Annotated in this window: 17 protein-coding genes; 8 read left to right on the forward strand and 9 right to left on the reverse strand. The window is 51.8% G+C overall.

The window, feature by feature from the left end; genetic code table 11:
* Nucleotides 1-13: 13 nt before the first annotated feature.
* The 5 genes from FH871_RS16740 to msrB all read right to left on the reverse strand — a co-directional run bounded on the left by FH871_RS16740 (nt 14) and on the right by msrB (nt 4,896).
* On the reverse strand, nt 14-478 hold the full coding sequence (locus tag FH871_RS16740; protein ID WP_138992569.1) for a four helix bundle protein: 465 nt from the start codon (nt 476-478) through the stop codon (nt 14-16).
* Between the two features lie 59 nt (nt 479-537).
* On the reverse strand, nt 538-2,283 hold the full coding sequence (locus tag FH871_RS16745) for a GMC oxidoreductase (protein WP_114408622.1): 1,746 nt from the start codon (nt 2,281-2,283) through the stop codon (nt 538-540).
* 109 nt (nt 2,284-2,392) lie between these two features.
* The gene (locus FH871_RS16750; protein WP_138992570.1) at nt 2,393-2,866 is read right to left on the reverse strand and encodes a hypothetical protein; all 474 of its coding nucleotides are present in this window, start codon (nt 2,864-2,866) and stop codon (nt 2,393-2,395) included.
* A 111-nt stretch (nt 2,867-2,977) separates the two neighbouring features.
* Nucleotides 2,978-4,258, reverse strand: a complete 1,281-nt coding sequence (locus tag FH871_RS16755; RefSeq protein WP_138992571.1) for a D-alanyl-D-alanine carboxypeptidase/D-alanyl-D-alanine-endopeptidase — start codon at nt 4,256-4,258, stop codon at nt 2,978-2,980.
* Between the two features lie 242 nt (nt 4,259-4,500).
* Entirely contained in the window at nt 4,501-4,896 is a 396-nt protein-coding gene (msrB, locus tag FH871_RS16760; RefSeq protein WP_138992572.1) for a peptide-methionine (R)-S-oxide reductase MsrB, read from the reverse strand.
* Nucleotides 4,897-5,010: 114 nt separating this feature from the next.
* Here msrB and FH871_RS16765 point away from each other — a divergent pair, with 114 nt between their 5' ends.
* Both FH871_RS16765 and FH871_RS16770 read left to right on the forward strand, forming a co-directional pair.
* On the forward strand, nt 5,011-6,930 hold the full coding sequence (locus FH871_RS16765) for an ATP-dependent DNA helicase RecQ (RefSeq protein ID WP_138992573.1): 1,920 nt from the start codon (nt 5,011-5,013) through the stop codon (nt 6,928-6,930).
* A gap of 4 nt (nt 6,931-6,934) precedes the next feature.
* A complete protein-coding gene (locus tag FH871_RS16770) occupies nt 6,935-8,338 on the forward strand; it encodes a DUF5723 family protein (RefSeq protein ID WP_138992574.1) in 1,404 nt (467 codons plus the stop codon).
* 78 nt (nt 8,339-8,416) lie between these two features.
* Here the strand turns inward: FH871_RS16770 and tpiA are convergent, their stop codons facing one another.
* Nucleotides 8,417-9,184 (reverse strand): triose-phosphate isomerase, encoded by a 768-nt coding sequence (gene tpiA / locus FH871_RS16775; protein WP_138992575.1) that lies wholly within the window; start codon nt 9,182-9,184, stop codon nt 8,417-8,419.
* Nucleotides 9,185-9,307: 123 nt separating this feature from the next.
* Between tpiA and FH871_RS34200 the strand changes: the two genes are divergently transcribed.
* Nucleotides 9,308-9,373: an SEC-C metal-binding domain-containing protein gene (locus FH871_RS34200; RefSeq protein ID WP_114408734.1), complete on the forward strand. Its 66-nt coding sequence runs from the start codon at nt 9,308-9,310 to the stop codon at nt 9,371-9,373.
* A gap of 42 nt (nt 9,374-9,415) precedes the next feature.
* Entirely contained in the window at nt 9,416-10,669 is a 1,254-nt protein-coding gene (locus FH871_RS16785) for an aspartyl protease family protein (protein ID WP_138992576.1), read from the forward strand.
* 144 nt (nt 10,670-10,813) lie between these two features.
* Here FH871_RS16785 and rpmB read toward each other — a convergent pair whose 3' ends face one another.
* Both rpmB and FH871_RS33160 read right to left on the reverse strand, forming a co-directional pair.
* Nucleotides 10,814-11,053, reverse strand: coding sequence for a 50S ribosomal protein L28 (rpmB, locus tag FH871_RS16790; protein WP_114408630.1), 240 nt, complete (start codon nt 11,051-11,053; stop codon nt 10,814-10,816).
* A gap of 159 nt (nt 11,054-11,212) precedes the next feature.
* Nucleotides 11,213-11,374 (reverse strand): DUF5522 domain-containing protein, encoded by a 162-nt coding sequence (locus FH871_RS33160; protein WP_171062865.1) that lies wholly within the window; start codon nt 11,372-11,374, stop codon nt 11,213-11,215.
* 114 nt (nt 11,375-11,488) lie between these two features.
* Here FH871_RS33160 and rocD point away from each other — a divergent pair, with 114 nt between their 5' ends.
* The 4 genes from rocD (at nt 11,489) to FH871_RS16810 (ending at nt 15,330) form a co-directional block, all read left to right on the forward strand.
* Nucleotides 11,489-12,742, forward strand: coding sequence for an ornithine--oxo-acid transaminase (rocD, locus tag FH871_RS16795; RefSeq protein ID WP_138992577.1), 1,254 nt, complete (start codon nt 11,489-11,491; stop codon nt 12,740-12,742).
* A 308-nt stretch (nt 12,743-13,050) separates the two neighbouring features.
* Nucleotides 13,051-13,623: an RNA polymerase sigma factor gene (locus FH871_RS16800; RefSeq protein ID WP_138992578.1), complete on the forward strand. Its 573-nt coding sequence runs from the start codon at nt 13,051-13,053 to the stop codon at nt 13,621-13,623.
* Nucleotides 13,624-13,718: 95 nt separating this feature from the next.
* Nucleotides 13,719-14,300, forward strand: coding sequence for a hypothetical protein (locus FH871_RS16805; protein ID WP_306439242.1), 582 nt, complete (start codon nt 13,719-13,721; stop codon nt 14,298-14,300).
* Nucleotides 14,275-15,330, forward strand: coding sequence for a hypothetical protein (locus FH871_RS16810; RefSeq protein ID WP_229317350.1), 1,056 nt, complete (start codon nt 14,275-14,277; stop codon nt 15,328-15,330). Before FH871_RS16805 ends, FH871_RS16810 begins: the two co-directional genes overlap by 26 nt.
* On the opposite strand, the gene FH871_RS16815 is transcribed toward FH871_RS16810, so the two are convergent.
* On the reverse strand, nt 15,324-15,830 hold the full coding sequence (locus tag FH871_RS16815) for a cupin domain-containing protein (RefSeq protein ID WP_138992580.1): 507 nt from the start codon (nt 15,828-15,830) through the stop codon (nt 15,324-15,326). The two genes, FH871_RS16810 and FH871_RS16815, sit on opposite strands and share 7 nt — an antisense overlap.
* Nucleotides 15,831-15,863 lie beyond the last annotated feature (33 nt).

Here is a 15,863-nt window from a genome sequence, read left to right on the forward strand (position 1 = left end):
GTAGTTTAAAGGTTTACGGTATACGGTTTTCAGTTTTCGGTAGTAAATCGGCATCCTCTTCAATTTCATAGGCTACTTCATCCTCAGCAACTTTGTATTTCAAACCCCGCACGGGTGATTTTTTCAGGGATTGAATTAATCCAAAAAGCATTTTCCCGATACGGTCTGTATTTGAATAGAACAACTCGAATTGTTCTTGCTGAATATGCTTGCAATCCAATGCTCGATATAATTGCGATTTAACCTCGGTACTCGATCCGGTTGAATAACCAAGGAACAGAATAAATTCCGCCCGATTCGCCCGCCCGAAGCCTTCGGCAATGTTATCCATAATTGAACCACTCGCGCGATTTACCTGATTTTTTAGCTCGAAATCTTTCGAAAAACTACCTTCCTGACTGAGCCAGAAGATGTCTTGAGCTAGTTTTCGAGATAGTTTCCAGACTTCTAAATCCTCAAATCGATTGATCTTAGCCATTGTCGAATAATTGTAGTACGCAAAAACCGTATACCGAAAACTGAAAACCGTATACCGATTTAAATATTTTTCCGCTTGACTTCATCGATCAAATACTCACTCGTGCGCATGGATGCGGCCAGGATGGTCCAGGTGACGTTCTTATCGCCCTGCGTGACGAAGGGGGCTGCATCGACGACGAACAGGTTCTTGACGTCGTGGGCCTGCTGAAACTTGTTCAGCGCCGACTTGGCGGGGTCGTTCCCCATCCGCACCGTCCCGACTTCGTGGATAATCCGGCCGGGAGCCGCCAGTCCGTAGTTCTGGTCTTTGCCAGGTTTATTGCCCATCGGCATGCCGCCCATCGCGTCGATGATTTGCTCGAACGTGTCCTGCATGTGTTTCGCTTGCTTGACCTCGTTATCCGACCATTTGTAGTGAAACCGCAGCGTCGGAATCCCGTATTTATCCACGGTATTCGGATCGATTTCGCAGTAATTGCTCTCTAGCGGAATCGGTTCGCCCCGGCCCGACATGCTCACGTAGGCGCCATAAAACCGGCGAACGTCGTCTTTCAACCCGGCACCGTAGCCGCCTGCGGGTTTCATCTTGCCATCGCGTCCGGGAATTTTGCCGTTCAGATTTTCAATGCCACCCCCAAAACCGTAGCCGGGCATGCCCATGCCGCCACCGTATTCGATGTGGTAGCCGCGCGGAAAATCCAGTTTTTTGTTATCGAGCCACCAGGGCGTAAAGACGTGCATACCGCCCACGCCATCTTCGTTGTAGCGTTTGCGATCCATCAACGCCGGGACAAACCCGGACCGGGAGGCTCCGGTGGAATCATTCAGGTATTTGCCGACCACGCCACTCGAATTGGCGAGTCCGTTCGGGAAACGGGACGATTTGGAATTGAGCAGCAGCCGCGCCGATTCGCAGGTACTGGCCCCGAGAATCACGGTTTTTCCGTAGACCGACACTTCCTGCATGCTGATCGTATCGACGTAGGAAACGCCCGTGGCCAAACCGGTTTTGGCGTCGGTCAGCACTTCCCGCACCATCGCGTTGTTTTGCAGCGTCAGGTTACCGGTTTTCATGGCCGGGATGCACAGCACCGACGACGACGAGAAATCGGCATAGGCCGAGCAGCCCCGGTTGCACTGGCGACAGTAGAAACACTGCCCGCGCTCTTTGTTAATCGGCTGGGTCAGAATGGATAAGCGCGACGGAATGACGGGGATGCCGATGCCGGTAGCGGCTTTTTTGAGCATCAGCTCGTGCAAACGCGGTTTGGGCGGTGGCAGAAAATGGCCGTCCGGTTCGTTGTGCATGTTTTCGACCGACCCGAAAACGCCGATGAGCTTATCCACCCGGTCGTAAAACGGTTTCATGTCGTCGTAGGTGATGGGCCAGTCGTCGCCGATTCCGGTGAGGGAGCCGCGCCGGAAATCGTCGGGGCCGAAGCGCATCGAAATGCGACCCCAGTGGTTGGTGCGACCGCCCAGCATCCGGGAGCGGAACCAGTGAAAATCGGCACCGGGTTTTGAGGAATACGGTTCGCCTTCGATTTCCCATCCACCCCAGGCGGCATCGAAATCACCGCCCGCCCGCGTGGTGCTGGCCCCGCGCCGGGGCGATTCATACGGCCATTTGAGTTGGGTCATGTATTTCGGATCGGCCGGATCGAAATACCCGCCGGCTTCGAGGAGCAGCACTTTGGCCCCGGCTTTGGTCAGCATGTAGGCTGCCATGCCGCCCCCGGCACCCGATCCGACGACGATGGCGTCGTAAACCGTCGGGGCTTTTTTGAGTTGAAAAAGATCCATTGAACGAGGCTATAGGATAAGGAGTTATCCCAAAAAGCAGTAAAACCGCATCACCTACTGATGCGGTTTTACTGCTTCTGATTTTCGTGGATCAGCCGGGTTTAGAAGCTTATAATTTATCGGTATGGCCCCGGTTGGCAGCGGGTTCCGTGGGGTTGATGGTTCGGGAAGGAAGCGGGTTAACCAGCTTTGTATCCAGCATTTTCTGGTCCCAGAGTGCAATGGAATCGTGGGAAACGTTTAGTTTGGACAACTCGTTGACCAACTCATTATAAGCCCGTTGGTTGAGGCTTTTCAGGCTTTGCAGATCCGCCGGTTTCAACAGGGCCAGCGTTTCGATGAGCGTCAGTCGCCCCACTTCTGCCAGATTGCAGACTTTCCGGCGCCGGACGATGGAGTAGAACGTCATGCGGGTTTGCACCCGCAGCGGGATTTGTTCGAGGGTGATGGCGGGAATTTCGCTGAGGATCTGTTTTCGCCGTCGGATTTCACTTTCCAGAAACGACTGCAACCGGATCAGCTCAAGCCCGGAGATGGTCGCGATTTTCTGGCGCAACTGGTCGAGGTTATATTCCTCCTGCATGGTGTGTATCGTCTGATTCGGTGGGGCATTGTGCAGAACCAAAATTAGCGGGTGAAACCGTGGCTTTCAACGGAAACCGCCCGTTTTTTTAGAGAAATTTACGGTATTCACTCAATAGTTCTGGTGGATTTCAGTCAGAAAAGCCGCCGTCCGGTTCCGCATATCGGCCACCGATCCGGCAAAATTGTTGTGCATCATGCTGAACAACAATAACTTCCCTTTCTTCGTAATCAAATAACCGCTCAGGTTATAAACGCCCGTCATTGACCCGGATTTGGCGAAGACGAACGGTCGGTCGGTTTTGTAGACCCGCTGAATGGTTCCCGTTGAGCCGCCAATCGCCAGCAACTGAAACAGCCGTTCCTGCGGCACGGTTTTGTAGATCTTCTGCAACAACGCGATAATCGAACGCGGGGTGAACAGATTATACCGCGACAGGCCCGAACCGTCGACCCAGTTGGGTTTGTCCGGCAAATCCGCCAGATGCTTTTTCAGGACGGTTTGAATGCCCACCGACAGGTTGACGGTATCCTGTACCGACGAACACAGCAGCATCAGGTGTTCGGCCAGGGTGTTGTCGCTGACCTGCAACATCCGTTTATAAAGCGAATCCGCGGGCTGGCTATACAACGTTTTGGCCGAGCGGTCGAAAGGGATGGAAGCCGTGGCAACGTCGCGGTGCAGGGTGTCGGCCAGCAATTGCGCGGCCAGTTGTGGAGACCAGCGAAAGGGAATATCCTGATGAAACGGCCGCACGGCCGCCGGGCGGTCGAAACGGTTGCGATGCTCGTCGCGCTGAACACTTCTCGAAAATTTCCGCCCCGAAACCGCCGACACGCTATCCCGGAAAAACCGGGGTTCTACGTCCAGCCGCGCGATACGATCCGGTGAACCGAAGCGAACAAAATTACCGTATAAGGGGAGAGGGGCCAATTCCGCCGAATAGTCATCGTTGAAATCATCCCAGGCCCAGCCGGGTCCGAAACGCTGGCCGCTGTAATTGGCCGTTGAAAAGACCAGCCGTTCGGAGCGATTCCGTAAAAACCGCAACACCGTGGTGTCGGGCAGATTCTGGTTCAGCAGGGAAGGGTCGCCGGTTCCCCAGAAAATCAGGGAATCAGAACGTGTGATGTAGCGCAAGGCCGGGATGGAATCGCCCAAGGTGACTAAACCGGCGTAAAAACTGAACAGTTTGGTGTTGGATGCCGGGGTAAAATACAGATGGGCCTGGTGTTGAACGACCATTTTCTGCTTTTCCCAGTCATACAAGGCAAAACCGGTAGCATGATCGGTGAGTTGGGGATTCTGGCGAAGCTGACGCTGAATCGGGCGGTAGGTCGAGCAGCCGGTCAGCACCAGCCAGAGGCAGAGGAGGTATACGGGGAATCGCATACCCCAAAATACGGATTTTTGAATTTAGTATAGCGAACCAGGCCGAATTATAGCCCCAGAGGGGCTAAATGTTAACAGGCCATGATTTTTCAGGTCGCCAAAAGCTCCGGAGGAGCGCCCTAAGCAAAACAAGGGTGCTCCTCCGGAGCTTTTGAATTTTAGCGACTTTTTTCTATTAACAGTCCACCCCTCCGGGGTAAAAAATCTCCCAGACTACTAGAAACCGGCGATTTTCCTGAAAATCACATGGGTTTCAACTTCAGCGATACCGAATTCAGGCAATACCGCAGGCCCGCTGGCGGAGGTCCGTCGTTAAAAACGTGGCCGAGGTGGGCGTCGCAAACCGCACACAACACTTCGACCCGCGACATCCCGTAGGTATAATCGTTTTCGAGGTGAATCAATTCCGGATCCATGGGTTCGGTAAAACTGGGCCAGCCCGTGCCGGAATCAAATTTCTGCTTGGATTCGAACAGGTCGGTGCCGCAGCAAACGCATTGGTAAACGCCGGGGTCGTGGCTTTCGCAGTATTCGCCCGTAAAGGCCCGTTCGGTCCCCTTCTGGCGTGCAACCCGGTATTGTTCAGGCGTCAGTTGCTGGCGCCATTCTTCATCGGTTTTAATGACTTTTGTGATCATGATTTTTATTTGGTTGTACGCCACTTTTTCAGCCGATAACTTTTAAAGTCGTCCAGCGAAAGTTCAGTTACGAACATAAACTAATTTTAGATTGATTTATCTTTACGGTAGGTTATGACCATCCACCAAATTCTTAAACAATTCTGGGGGTACGAGTCGTTCCGGCCTTTGCAGGAGGACATCATTCGCTCCGTGCTTGACCGGCGGGATACGCTCGTGCTGCTGCCCACCGGCGGGGGCAAATCCGTTTGCTTCCAGGTACCCGCCCTGGCGATGGGCGGTGTCTGCCTCGTCGTAACCCCGCTGATTGCCTTGATGAAAGACCAGGTCGAGCAACTGCGGAAACGCGGTATTTCGGCGGTGGCGATTTATTCGGGCATGCACTGGCGGGAAATCGACCGGGCGCTCGACAACTGCATCTACGGCAACGTCCGGTTTCTGTACGTTTCGCCCGAACGACTCCAGACCGAAATTCTGATTGAACGGGTCAAGCAGATGAAAATTAGTTTGCTGGCCGTCGACGAAGCGCACTGTATTTCGGCCTGGGGCTACGATTTTCGACCTCCTTATCTCCAGATTGCAGCTTTTCGCGACCTGCTGCCGGGCGTTCCGGTGGTAGCCCTGACGGCTTCGGCCACGCCGGATGTGCAGTCGGATATTGTTGAAAGGCTCGAAATGCGACAGCCGCAGGTGTTCCGTCAAACGTTCGCCCGCAAGAATTTGTCGTATTCTGCGTTTTACGAAGAGAATAAAGAAGCCCGCTTGCTGAAAGTGTTGCAGGGCGTTCCGGGTTCGGCCATTGTTTACGTGCGCAGTCGGCGGCAAACGCAGGACGTGGCCGAGTGGCTGCACCACCAGGGCATCCGCGCCGATTATTACCATGCGGGGTTGACGGCAAAGCAACGGTCTGATAAACAGGATGCCTGGGTTCATAACCGTATACGGGTGATCGTGGCTACGAACGCCTTTGGCATGGGAATCGACAAACCGGATGTTCGGACGGTGGTTCACCTGGATGTGCCGGACAGCCTGGAAGCCTATTACCAGGAAGCCGGCCGGGCGGGGCGTGACGAGAAGAAGGCGTATGCGGTTTTACTGTATAGCCACAAGGACTTAAGCGACATCGAACAGCGGGTTATTCAGCAATACCAGCCGGTTGAAATGCTCCGGCGGGTGTATCAGGCACTGGCGAACTACGCCAACCTGGCCATCGGTGGCGGGGAGTTTTCCGACATTGATTTCGATCTGACGGCGTTTTGTCAGGCGTTTCAATTGCCGGTAACGGACACGCATTATGCGCTGAAACAGTTGCAGTTGGAAGGTTTTATCGAGCTGAGTGAAGCCTATTTCAGTCCGTCGAAAGTGATGATTGCGGTGGATAACCGGGCGTTGTATGAGTTTCAGGTCATGAATCCGCATTACGATTCCTTTCTGAAGCTGTTGCTGCGGATTTATGGGGGCGAGTTGTTCACCAATTTCGTCAGCATTTCGGAAAGTTCGCTGGCCAAAACCACGCGAATGCCGGAAACCGAGGTTCTTTCGTATCTGGAACAACTGTCGCAACGATCGATTCTGGTGTATGAAAAACAGAAAGACAAACCGCAACTGACGTTCCTGACTCCGCGTTTCGATGCCCGGAATTTGCCGGTTAACGTCATGCAACTGGAACAGCGGAAACAGCGGGATCTGGCCAAAGTACGGGCGATGGCCGATTACGTTCAAAACCCCATTCAGTGCCGAACGCGGCTGTTGCAGGCTTATTTTGGCGAAACACCCGGCGATGCCTGCGGAGTTTGCGACCACTGTTTAAGCCAGCACCAGCACCCGCCGGATTCCGACGAACTCCGGCCGCGGATTCTGCAGCATCTCGACGCTGCGGGCGGACAGGGACTTGCACCCCGGTTGCTGGCCGATCGGTTGCATCTGACCACCGACCGGCTTTCCGCCGTTCTCCGCCAGATGCTGGCCGACGAACAGTTGCGGATCGATGCCGCCGGTAATTTGCACAAAATGAACACAATGAATCAACGATAAGTACATGAAAAACTCTGTTTTACGCTTGCTCCTGACCATTCTGGTGGGTTCTACTTCCTTGATGGTCCGGGCACAATACCAGCCGGGTTTGGTAAGCAGCAATTATGGGGGTATTCACCGGATGCTTCAGAATCCGTCCTCCATTGCCGGTTCGCGGTATAAATTTCAAATCATTGCCTTCACCGGCACATCTTCCGTTAATTCGTTATACACGAAATATGTGTCAAAGGGTCTGTTTCAGACGATTCAATTGCCCTATAGTCAGGGACTTAGCCTGCCTCTCCGAACGATTGGTTCCATTACGAATGCGCCCCGAACTACTTCGTATTCCGAAATTCTGGGGCCGTCCATTTTGCTCAATGTCGACGGCAACCAGACGATTGCGCTCCACACACGGATGAAAAGTTACCTGTATGGCTCCACTTTGCCCGAAAACTTAACTGAAGCGTATCGCAACCGGCTTTTTTACAGGAACTTACAGCCGTCGGCGGGGAGCATGGATTTCAATCTGGCGCACAACAGCTACGGAGAAATTGGCCTGACCTACGGTTTGCAGGTATTCGACGGGCATTGGCACCGGTTGAATGTGGGAGCCACGGTTCGGCGGATTGTGGGCGCTCAGCTCAGTTACCTGAACGCCCGGGGCAATTACGCGATTCTCCAGAACAACGGCGATGTGGAGAAAACGCTGGACATTACCAATCTGCAATATGAACTCGGCCAAACGACGCCCCGCAAGGATTTTGGCCTTTCGTCGGTTTTTTCCAGTGCCTACGGCAGCGGTTGGGGGTATGATCTCGGTGCTACCTATGAAATCGGCCGCCGAACCACCGGAAGGAGCTATGAATCGTATGCGTCGACAAAAGACCCGCGCCCGGCCTACTGGCTGCGGTTATCGGCAGCTTTGATGAACGGCGGAAGTATCAAATACCCGGTGGGTCAGTCGGTAACCGGAAGTGGTCGATTGACGTTTCAGCAGGAAGAACTGGAGAAATTCGGGAACGCGCCAACGGATTATCTGACGACTAAATCCGACAACCTCCCGCAGCCGTATGATCCTGGGAAGGTCGCATTACCGCGCATGGTTCATTTTGAAGCGGATATGCGTCTGATGCCGTCCTTTTTCGTCAACGGTTTGTTGATGAAAAATCTTTCGGCGGCTTCAGCGACTCAAATGCCAAACATGCTGATTATTACGCCCCGTTTTGAAGATGAGGATGTTGAATTTGGCCTGCCGATCTCCATTATCGGTGCCGATAGCCGGGTTGCGGTTGGGATGTCAAGCCGCTTAGGCCCCATCACCCTCGGTTTCAGCGATATGGGACGGCTCTTCAGCAAGAAGGGAGATAACCGAAGTTCCATCGCCTGGATCGGTTTCTCCGTCTGGAAATGGCGGCAAAAGAATTAAGAGTGAAGAGTTATGAGTGAAGAGTTGGCTGACGCCTTTGTTTTAAGCTTGCGTCGGCCAACTCATAACTCTTCACTCTTAATTCTTCACTCCCTTCACGACAAGGGTGAATTCCCGGGATTTTAGGGAAGCACCGCCAATCAGACCGCCGTCGACGTCCGGCTGGGCGAAGAGTTCGTTGGCATTTTTCTCGTTGGCACTACCCCCGTAAAGAATTGAGGTGTCGTCGGCTACTTCCTGGCCATATTGGCTGGCGATGTGTTGCCGCAGCATGGCGTGCATTTCTTGCGCCTGGTCCGAGGTGGCGGTTAGGCCCGTGCCGATGGCCCAGATGGGTTCGTAGGCAATGACGATGCTGGCAAACTGTTCCGGAGAAAGGTGGAACAGGCTTTCGGTCAGTTGGGTGCGTACAAAATCCAGGTGGACTTCGGTCTGGCGTTGTTCCAGCGACTCACCACAGCAGAAGATGGGCGTCAGGCCGTTGGCCAGCGCACTGTTTACTTTTTCAGCCAGTTGTGCGTTGGTTTCACCGAAATATTGCCGCCGTTCGCTGTGGCCCAGAATCACGTACCGAACACCGAGTGACTTCAGCATCGGAGCCGAAATTTCACCCGTATACGCTCCGGAAGCCTTTTCGTGGCAATTCTGAGCACCCAGTGCCACCCGTGTCTGGCCTTCCAGATAGGGTTTGAGGGTGGTAAGGTAAAGAGCCGGAGGGCACAGCACGACATTGACCTCTCCCGTTACCTCATCTTTGATCATATTGACCACTTCCGACACCAACGCGACAGCCTCGTCGAGCGTCTTGTTCATTTTCCAGTTTCCGGCAACAATTTTTTTACGCATTGGTTATTGGATGGTTTAAGCCCTGATTACGAATCGAATACAGTAAGCAGGGTGCCTCTAAACTTAATTTTACGGTTTCTTGTTCAGCCACTCGCAGGACGAAATTAGCGGTTTTTCAACAGCATTTGCCATTCGAATAAAAAGTATAAAAATTGTTGCGCAACGATTTTAAAAAAATTGTGTTATTAGACAAAATAGTTGTAACTTTCTTACGTATTCACAAAAAAAGCCATGAAGCTGTTTGTCGTTTTCTTCGGATTATTGCTTTGCTGGCAGGGGGTTTTAGCAAATAATGACGAGCTGAGTGAGCGATATGGGTATTTCATTGCTAATAACCGGAAGCAAACCCGGATTCCGTTCCAACTGCATTCCAATCTGATCATCGTTCCGATTCAGATTAACAATTCTGATACACTCCACTTTATCCTCGATACCGGCGTTAGTTCGGTGATCATAACGGACCCCGCAGCCGTCCGGCGGCAGCCGCTGCGTTTCACGCGGAAAGTGAAATTAACCGGTGCCGGAGAGGGCGGTCAACTGATGGCGTCGGTAGCGATCGACAATTTGCTGATGATGGGGCATATGCGGGCAACTCATCAGAATATCGTTGTGCTAGATGATGACATTCTGCGGCTGTCGGAATACGTCGGCGTTCCCATTCACGGTATTTTTGGCTACGAAGTGTTCAACAATTTTGTAGTAACCATCGATTTTCAGCGCCGGGAACTGGTGTTAAATACGCCCAAAAACTACCGCTATCGCCGGTCACACGGTTCGCGTTATCCCATTGCCATTCAGGACACCAAACCGTATACCGATGTCATGGCATTGCTCGAAGGCGGCAAAACCCTGCCAATCCGGGTGGTAATCGATACGGGTGCGGGCCATGCGCTGCTGATCAATCGCAGCAATGGTGACGACATTCGGCTGCCCGACAAAGTGATCCGGGCGCAATTGGGGCGCGGTTTAAGTGGTGTCATCAACGGGAATCTGGGGCGGATCGAGAAAATCCGTCTGGGAAATTTCGAGATGGACAATGTCGTGGCGTCTTTTCCCGATAGCACATCATTTGGCTTGAAAATTGCCGAACATGCCGCCGAGCGGAACGGCAATCTGGGGTGTGAAATCCTGCGCCGATTCCGGGTCACATTCAATTACCAGGACAAATACATGGTTTTGAAGCCCATCAAACGCATTTTGAAGCAATCGTTCGAACATGACATGAGCGGACTTGAACTGAAAGCGCGTGGGGACAATTTCCGGAATTATTACATCGAGAAAGTGATCGACGATTCGCCTGCCAGCCGATCCGGTTTGAGAGACGGCGATGAGGTCCTGTTTATCAACAACCTGCCAGCGGGCGACTTAAACGTGAGCGAGATCTACAAGATGCTGCAAAAAGGCGAAGGCAAGGAAGTCAGTATCCTCGTTCGGCGCAATGGCAATATCATTTTTGCGCAATTTGCGTTGAAGCGCATGATTTGAGCTTAATAAAACACAAAATACAGGCGGATGAATGTGAAAGAATAATCTTTCCATTTATTCGCCTGTATTTTTCGTTTTACCTAAAAAGTGACCCGATCCCGCAGGAAACAGCCACCCGGAAAACCGTCAACTACCGTGGTTTACTTAAACAGACAGCGTTCCCTTGCTGTGTGCATCTTTCAACACGGCTTCAAGACCTTTCTTGTTGATGGTACGCATGGCTGAAGTAGCTACCTTCAACGTAATCCATGCTCCCTGAGACTCAAGGAAGAAGCGTTTCTTCTGCAAATTGGGATAAAACTTCCGTTTTGTTCTATTGTTAGCGTGTGATACGTTGTTACCAACCCGCGTCCGCTTTCCTGTAATTTGACAAACTCGTGCCATGACAATACCTGTTTCTGAATGAGCCTGCAAAATTGGGGAATATTTTATTTAAATACAACCGTAACGGGTTAAAAGTTAAGAATTAAAGTTAAAAGTAACGCCTGACTTGTCAGTCAAAACAGGATGTTCAGGTCCGTCCTTACTCTTTATTTTTAACTCTTAATTCTTCACTCCGCCCCGCCAGGGACAGTGCTTGCAGCCATTTTTGCAGCAGTAGCCGCGTTTCAGGTGATAAACCGTTGTGAAAACGACGTATCCCTGTTCGTTGTAGTAGTAATCTTCATCATCCAGCCCTTCAATTTTGGGGTTAGTAGACGGCATTGTTTGTCTGACTGAGCAAGGAAGTGTAATTTTGAAGCCATCGACTACCCATCGGCTTGGCCCTAAAATTACGCATCCGCCCACAATTTACCCACTCACCTCCCACATAGCACTATGGAAACTCTACCAACGATTTCGGCGACCCAGCAGGCCATTGACCTGGAATGGAAATACGGCGCACACAATTATAAACCGGTTCCGGTTGTGCTGAATCGCGGAGAAGGCATTTTTCTCTGGGATGTGGAAGGACGAAAATACTTCGATTTTCTGTCGGCCTACAGCGCGGTTAGTCAGGGACATTGTCACCCCCGGATCATCAACGCCCTCATTGAACAGGCGCAACGGCTAACGCTGACGTCACGGGCTTTTCATACGGATCAGCTGGGCGTGTGTGAAAAATACCTGTGTGACTATTTTGGCTATGATAAAGTCTTGATGATGAACTCGGGCGCGGAGGGTGGCGAAACCGCCCTGAAGCTGACGCGAAAGTGGGCCTACAAAGTGAAAGGTATTCCGCAGAACCAGGCGAAAACGGTGTATGCAACCGGCAACTTCTGGGGTCGGACGCTGGCGGCCATTTCGTCGTCAACCGATCCCGAAAGTACCAATGATTACGGACCGCTGTTGCCGGGGTATCTATTGATTCCGTACAACGATCTGAATGCGCTGGAGGCTATTTTTCGGAAAGAACCCCACATCGCCGGGTTTATGGTGGAGCCGATTCAGGGCGAAGCCGGGGTGGTGGTGCCAGACGAAGGCTATTTGAAAGGCGTTCGGGAATTGTGTACAAAATACAATGTGCTGTTCATTGCCGACGAGGTGCAAACCGGCATCGGACGAACCGGCAAACGCCTGGCCTGCGATCACGAAGACGTAAAACCGGATTTGCTGGTGCTCGGAAAAGCCCTATCCGGCGGAACCATGCCGGTGTCAGCCGTATTGGCCAGCGATGAAGTGATGTTGACCATCAAACCGGGGGAACACGGTTCGACTTACGGCGGAAATCCACTGGCCTGTGCTGTGACAATGGAAGCCCTGCGCGTGGTGGAAGACGAGAAGCTGGCTGAAAATGCTGCAACGATGGGTGAGGTTTTTCGGAGCCGCATGAATGCGCTGGTTGACAAAACAGCAATGGTAAAGCTGGTGCGCGGGAAAGGGTTGCTGAACGCCATCGTTATCGGCGAACATCCGGCTTACGGTGAAAAAACGTCCTGGGAAATTTGCCTGCGGTTGAAAGACAAGGGATTACTGTGCAAACCGACCCACGGCGACAAAATCCGGTTTGCTCCGCCTTTGGTCATTACCGACGAACAGATGCAAGAAGCGTGTGATCTGATTGAACAGACCATCCTGGAATTAGAACCATAAAATCAGGTGGGTATCTGAAGCCACCATCGCCCCATCGCTGCCTTCGGGCAATTTTACCTACTAGTTTACCGCCACGCTAAACGGTTGTCAAACCGCCGGTTCGATCCCGGTTTTGGTACCCTGATCAGGACGTTTATCTGGGCCGCTTCGATTGGGTGGTCCCTTTTTCTTCATATGAAATTTTTCAAAAACGGTCGGCAAACGGTTTTAGTACAGTCGGTTGAAAAAAAATAATACCTTGTGCAACGTTGACCCATCATGCCGTGTCATTGAGAAGAAATTCAGCCGCATCCGATTCCTCAGGCCGCTTGGAAACAAAGTTGTATATAGACCGACATGTCGAACTCGTAGAAAGGTGTAAACAAGGTGAAAGACGTGCTCAATACGAATTGTATAAGCATTATTCGAAAGCCATGTTCAACGTCTGTATGCGCATCCTGAACCACGTTGGGGAGGCCGAGGATGTGTTGCAGGAAGCCTTTCTAGATGCTTTCAACAATCTCCATTCGTTCCGGAATCAATCGACGTTTGGAGCGTGGTTGAAGCAAATCGTCGTCAATCGGGCTATTAACCACCTGCGGAGCCGAAAAAGCCGCTCTGGTCTCCAATGGGTCGATCTCGACTCGCAGCGTCTGGGGGAAGACGATGGCCTGGATGTGGCCGACACCGAACCGTTTGACGAGGACGGGATTCAACTGGAAGTGGATCGGGTGCGACAGACCATGCAGGGACTGCCGGAAGGCTATCGGGTGGTGTTATCGCTGTATTTGTTTGAAGGCTATGATCATGAGGAAATCGGAGCCGTACTGGGTATCAGCGAAACCACATCCCGGACGCAGTACATGCGGGCAAAAAAGCGGCTTTTGGAATTGTTAAAATAAATTGTGCTTGAGTGAATGTGTGAATGAGTGAATAAAAAAGCTGTTCGAAAGCATATCACTCAATCGCTCAATCGCTCATTCACTCAATGAACATGATGAAAGACAAATTAGAACGATTTGTCCGGGATAACCGGGAAGATTTCGATGTATTTGAGCCCAGAGCAGATTTATGGAAAGATCTGGAGAAAGGACTCGGGCACAAAGAACGTCCGTTGTGGCAACGTCCGTTGGGGCTGGGCTGGTCGGGCTCGAACGCATCCCGCCGGATGGTCTGGCAGATTGCGGCCACCGTTTTGCTGATGCTGGGTCTGGGCGGTTTCTGGTATGTTAACCAGAAGTACGGCATGACGGATCAGCCTGATATGATGGCTTTCAATCCGACCTATGCCCGAACCGTGCAGCAATATACCCGTCTGATTGAAGACAAACGGGGCGAATTGAAAACGGTCCTGGAAAGCAATCCGGCTCTCTATCAACAGTTTGCGGCTGATTTGGACCGGCTGGAGAAAACCTACCAGAACTTAAAGCAGGAGCTTCCGAAAACACCCAATCAGGAAATGATGATTCAGGCAATGGTACAAAACCTGAAAACCCAAATCGACTTGCTAAACCAGCAGTTGATGATTATCCAGCGTATTAAGCAACAAAACAATGAAACGAATAAACTTCCTGTGTAATTTCCTACTGGTCAGCATCCTGTCTGTCGGTCTGGTTATGGCCGAAAACACGGAACTGAGCGAGCGGAAAAAGACGATCGTAAAAGTATACGACGTAACGTCCAAAGATCACTTAATGGTTGAAAATCAGTTTGGTAATGTTAACATCAACTTGTGGAACCGGGATGAAATCCGGGTAGATATTACCATCAAAGCGAGTTCCAGTTCCGACGATCGCGTTCAGAAATACCTCGATGCCGTCGACATCAGCGAAAAACGCAACGGCGACCAGATTATCCTGAAAACCACCATCGATAAAAGCGGTTTTGGCGGAAACTGGATCATGAACCGCAACAAAGACGGCGAGAAGAATTTTGTTCAGATCGATTACCAGGTTTCCATGCCGAAAACCAACGCGTTAACGGTGAAAAACTCCTTCGGCAACACGACCATTCCGACGTTCAGCGCACCCTTGACCATCAACCAGCAGTACGGTAATTTCTCGACTACGGAACTGAATGGCAATCAGGTCGATGTCGACGTACGCTTCGGGAAAGCCGATATTCAGGAAATGGGTAACGGAAAACTAAACATTCAATATTCAAAACTGCAGTTGGAGAAGGCCAACAACATCAACCTGAACAACCAGTTTGGCGGACTTTGGATTGGCGAAGTAAGTCGGCTCGATGGCAAAATTGGCTATTCGGGTGCCAAAATCGGAACCATCAAACAGTCGTGCAACATCAAACTGGATTTCTCGGGCGGTTTCAAGATCGACCAACTGAACAAATCCGTCGATAACATCGACATCCAGGCCAATTATTCGTCGGTTGTGTTGCCGATGGCGCAGAGCAGCGACTACAATTTTGACGTGACCGTGAGCTACGGTGGGTTCAAGTACCCTTCCGATGGCCGGATTATGATCAACGCCCAGCCCAACGACGACGATCGGGGGGTGAAATTGAAGAAACAATACAGCGGCAAGGTCGGAAAAGGAACCGCTACCAAAGTCCGCGTGGTGTCAACCTTCGGCGATGTGAAATTTCAATAGGGCGTGAGCAACTCGATCACTTCCCGGCACTGCGGATAGTCGTTTAACAGCTCAGCCCGGTTGGCCAGCTCAAAATCCGCAAAATCAAATCCCGGCGCCACGGTGCAGCCCACCAGCGAGTAGGCGGTTTCCGGTGCCGGTTTCGAGCCAAACCAGCACCCGGCTGGCACAACGGCCTGAAAGACTTCACCCCGTTCCGGGTTATTCCCCAACCGAATGATTTCCAGTTCGCCCGACGGATGGATCACGTACACCTGCAGCGGGCCACCGGCGTAGAAATGCCACATTTCGTCGGCCTGAATGCGGTGCAGGGCTGATAGGTTGTGGTTTTCCAGCAAAAAGAAAATGCCGGTGCTGAAGCTCCGTTCTCCGGAAAACCGGGCGGGCAGGGCGCTATGCGGTATTTTTTCGGCGGAGCGATAGGTTTCAGCAAAATAACCGCCTTCGGGATGGGCTTGCATCCGGTAGGCGTCGATCCAGTATTGCGCGGGAAAATTCATGAAATTGTTTTGTTGGATAGTACTTCCAGAGGA

Origin of the sequence: Larkinella sp. C7 (assembly GCF_006149005.1) — a bacterium.
In the GTDB taxonomy this organism is placed as follows: Bacteria; Bacteroidota; Bacteroidia; order Cytophagales; family Spirosomataceae; genus Larkinella.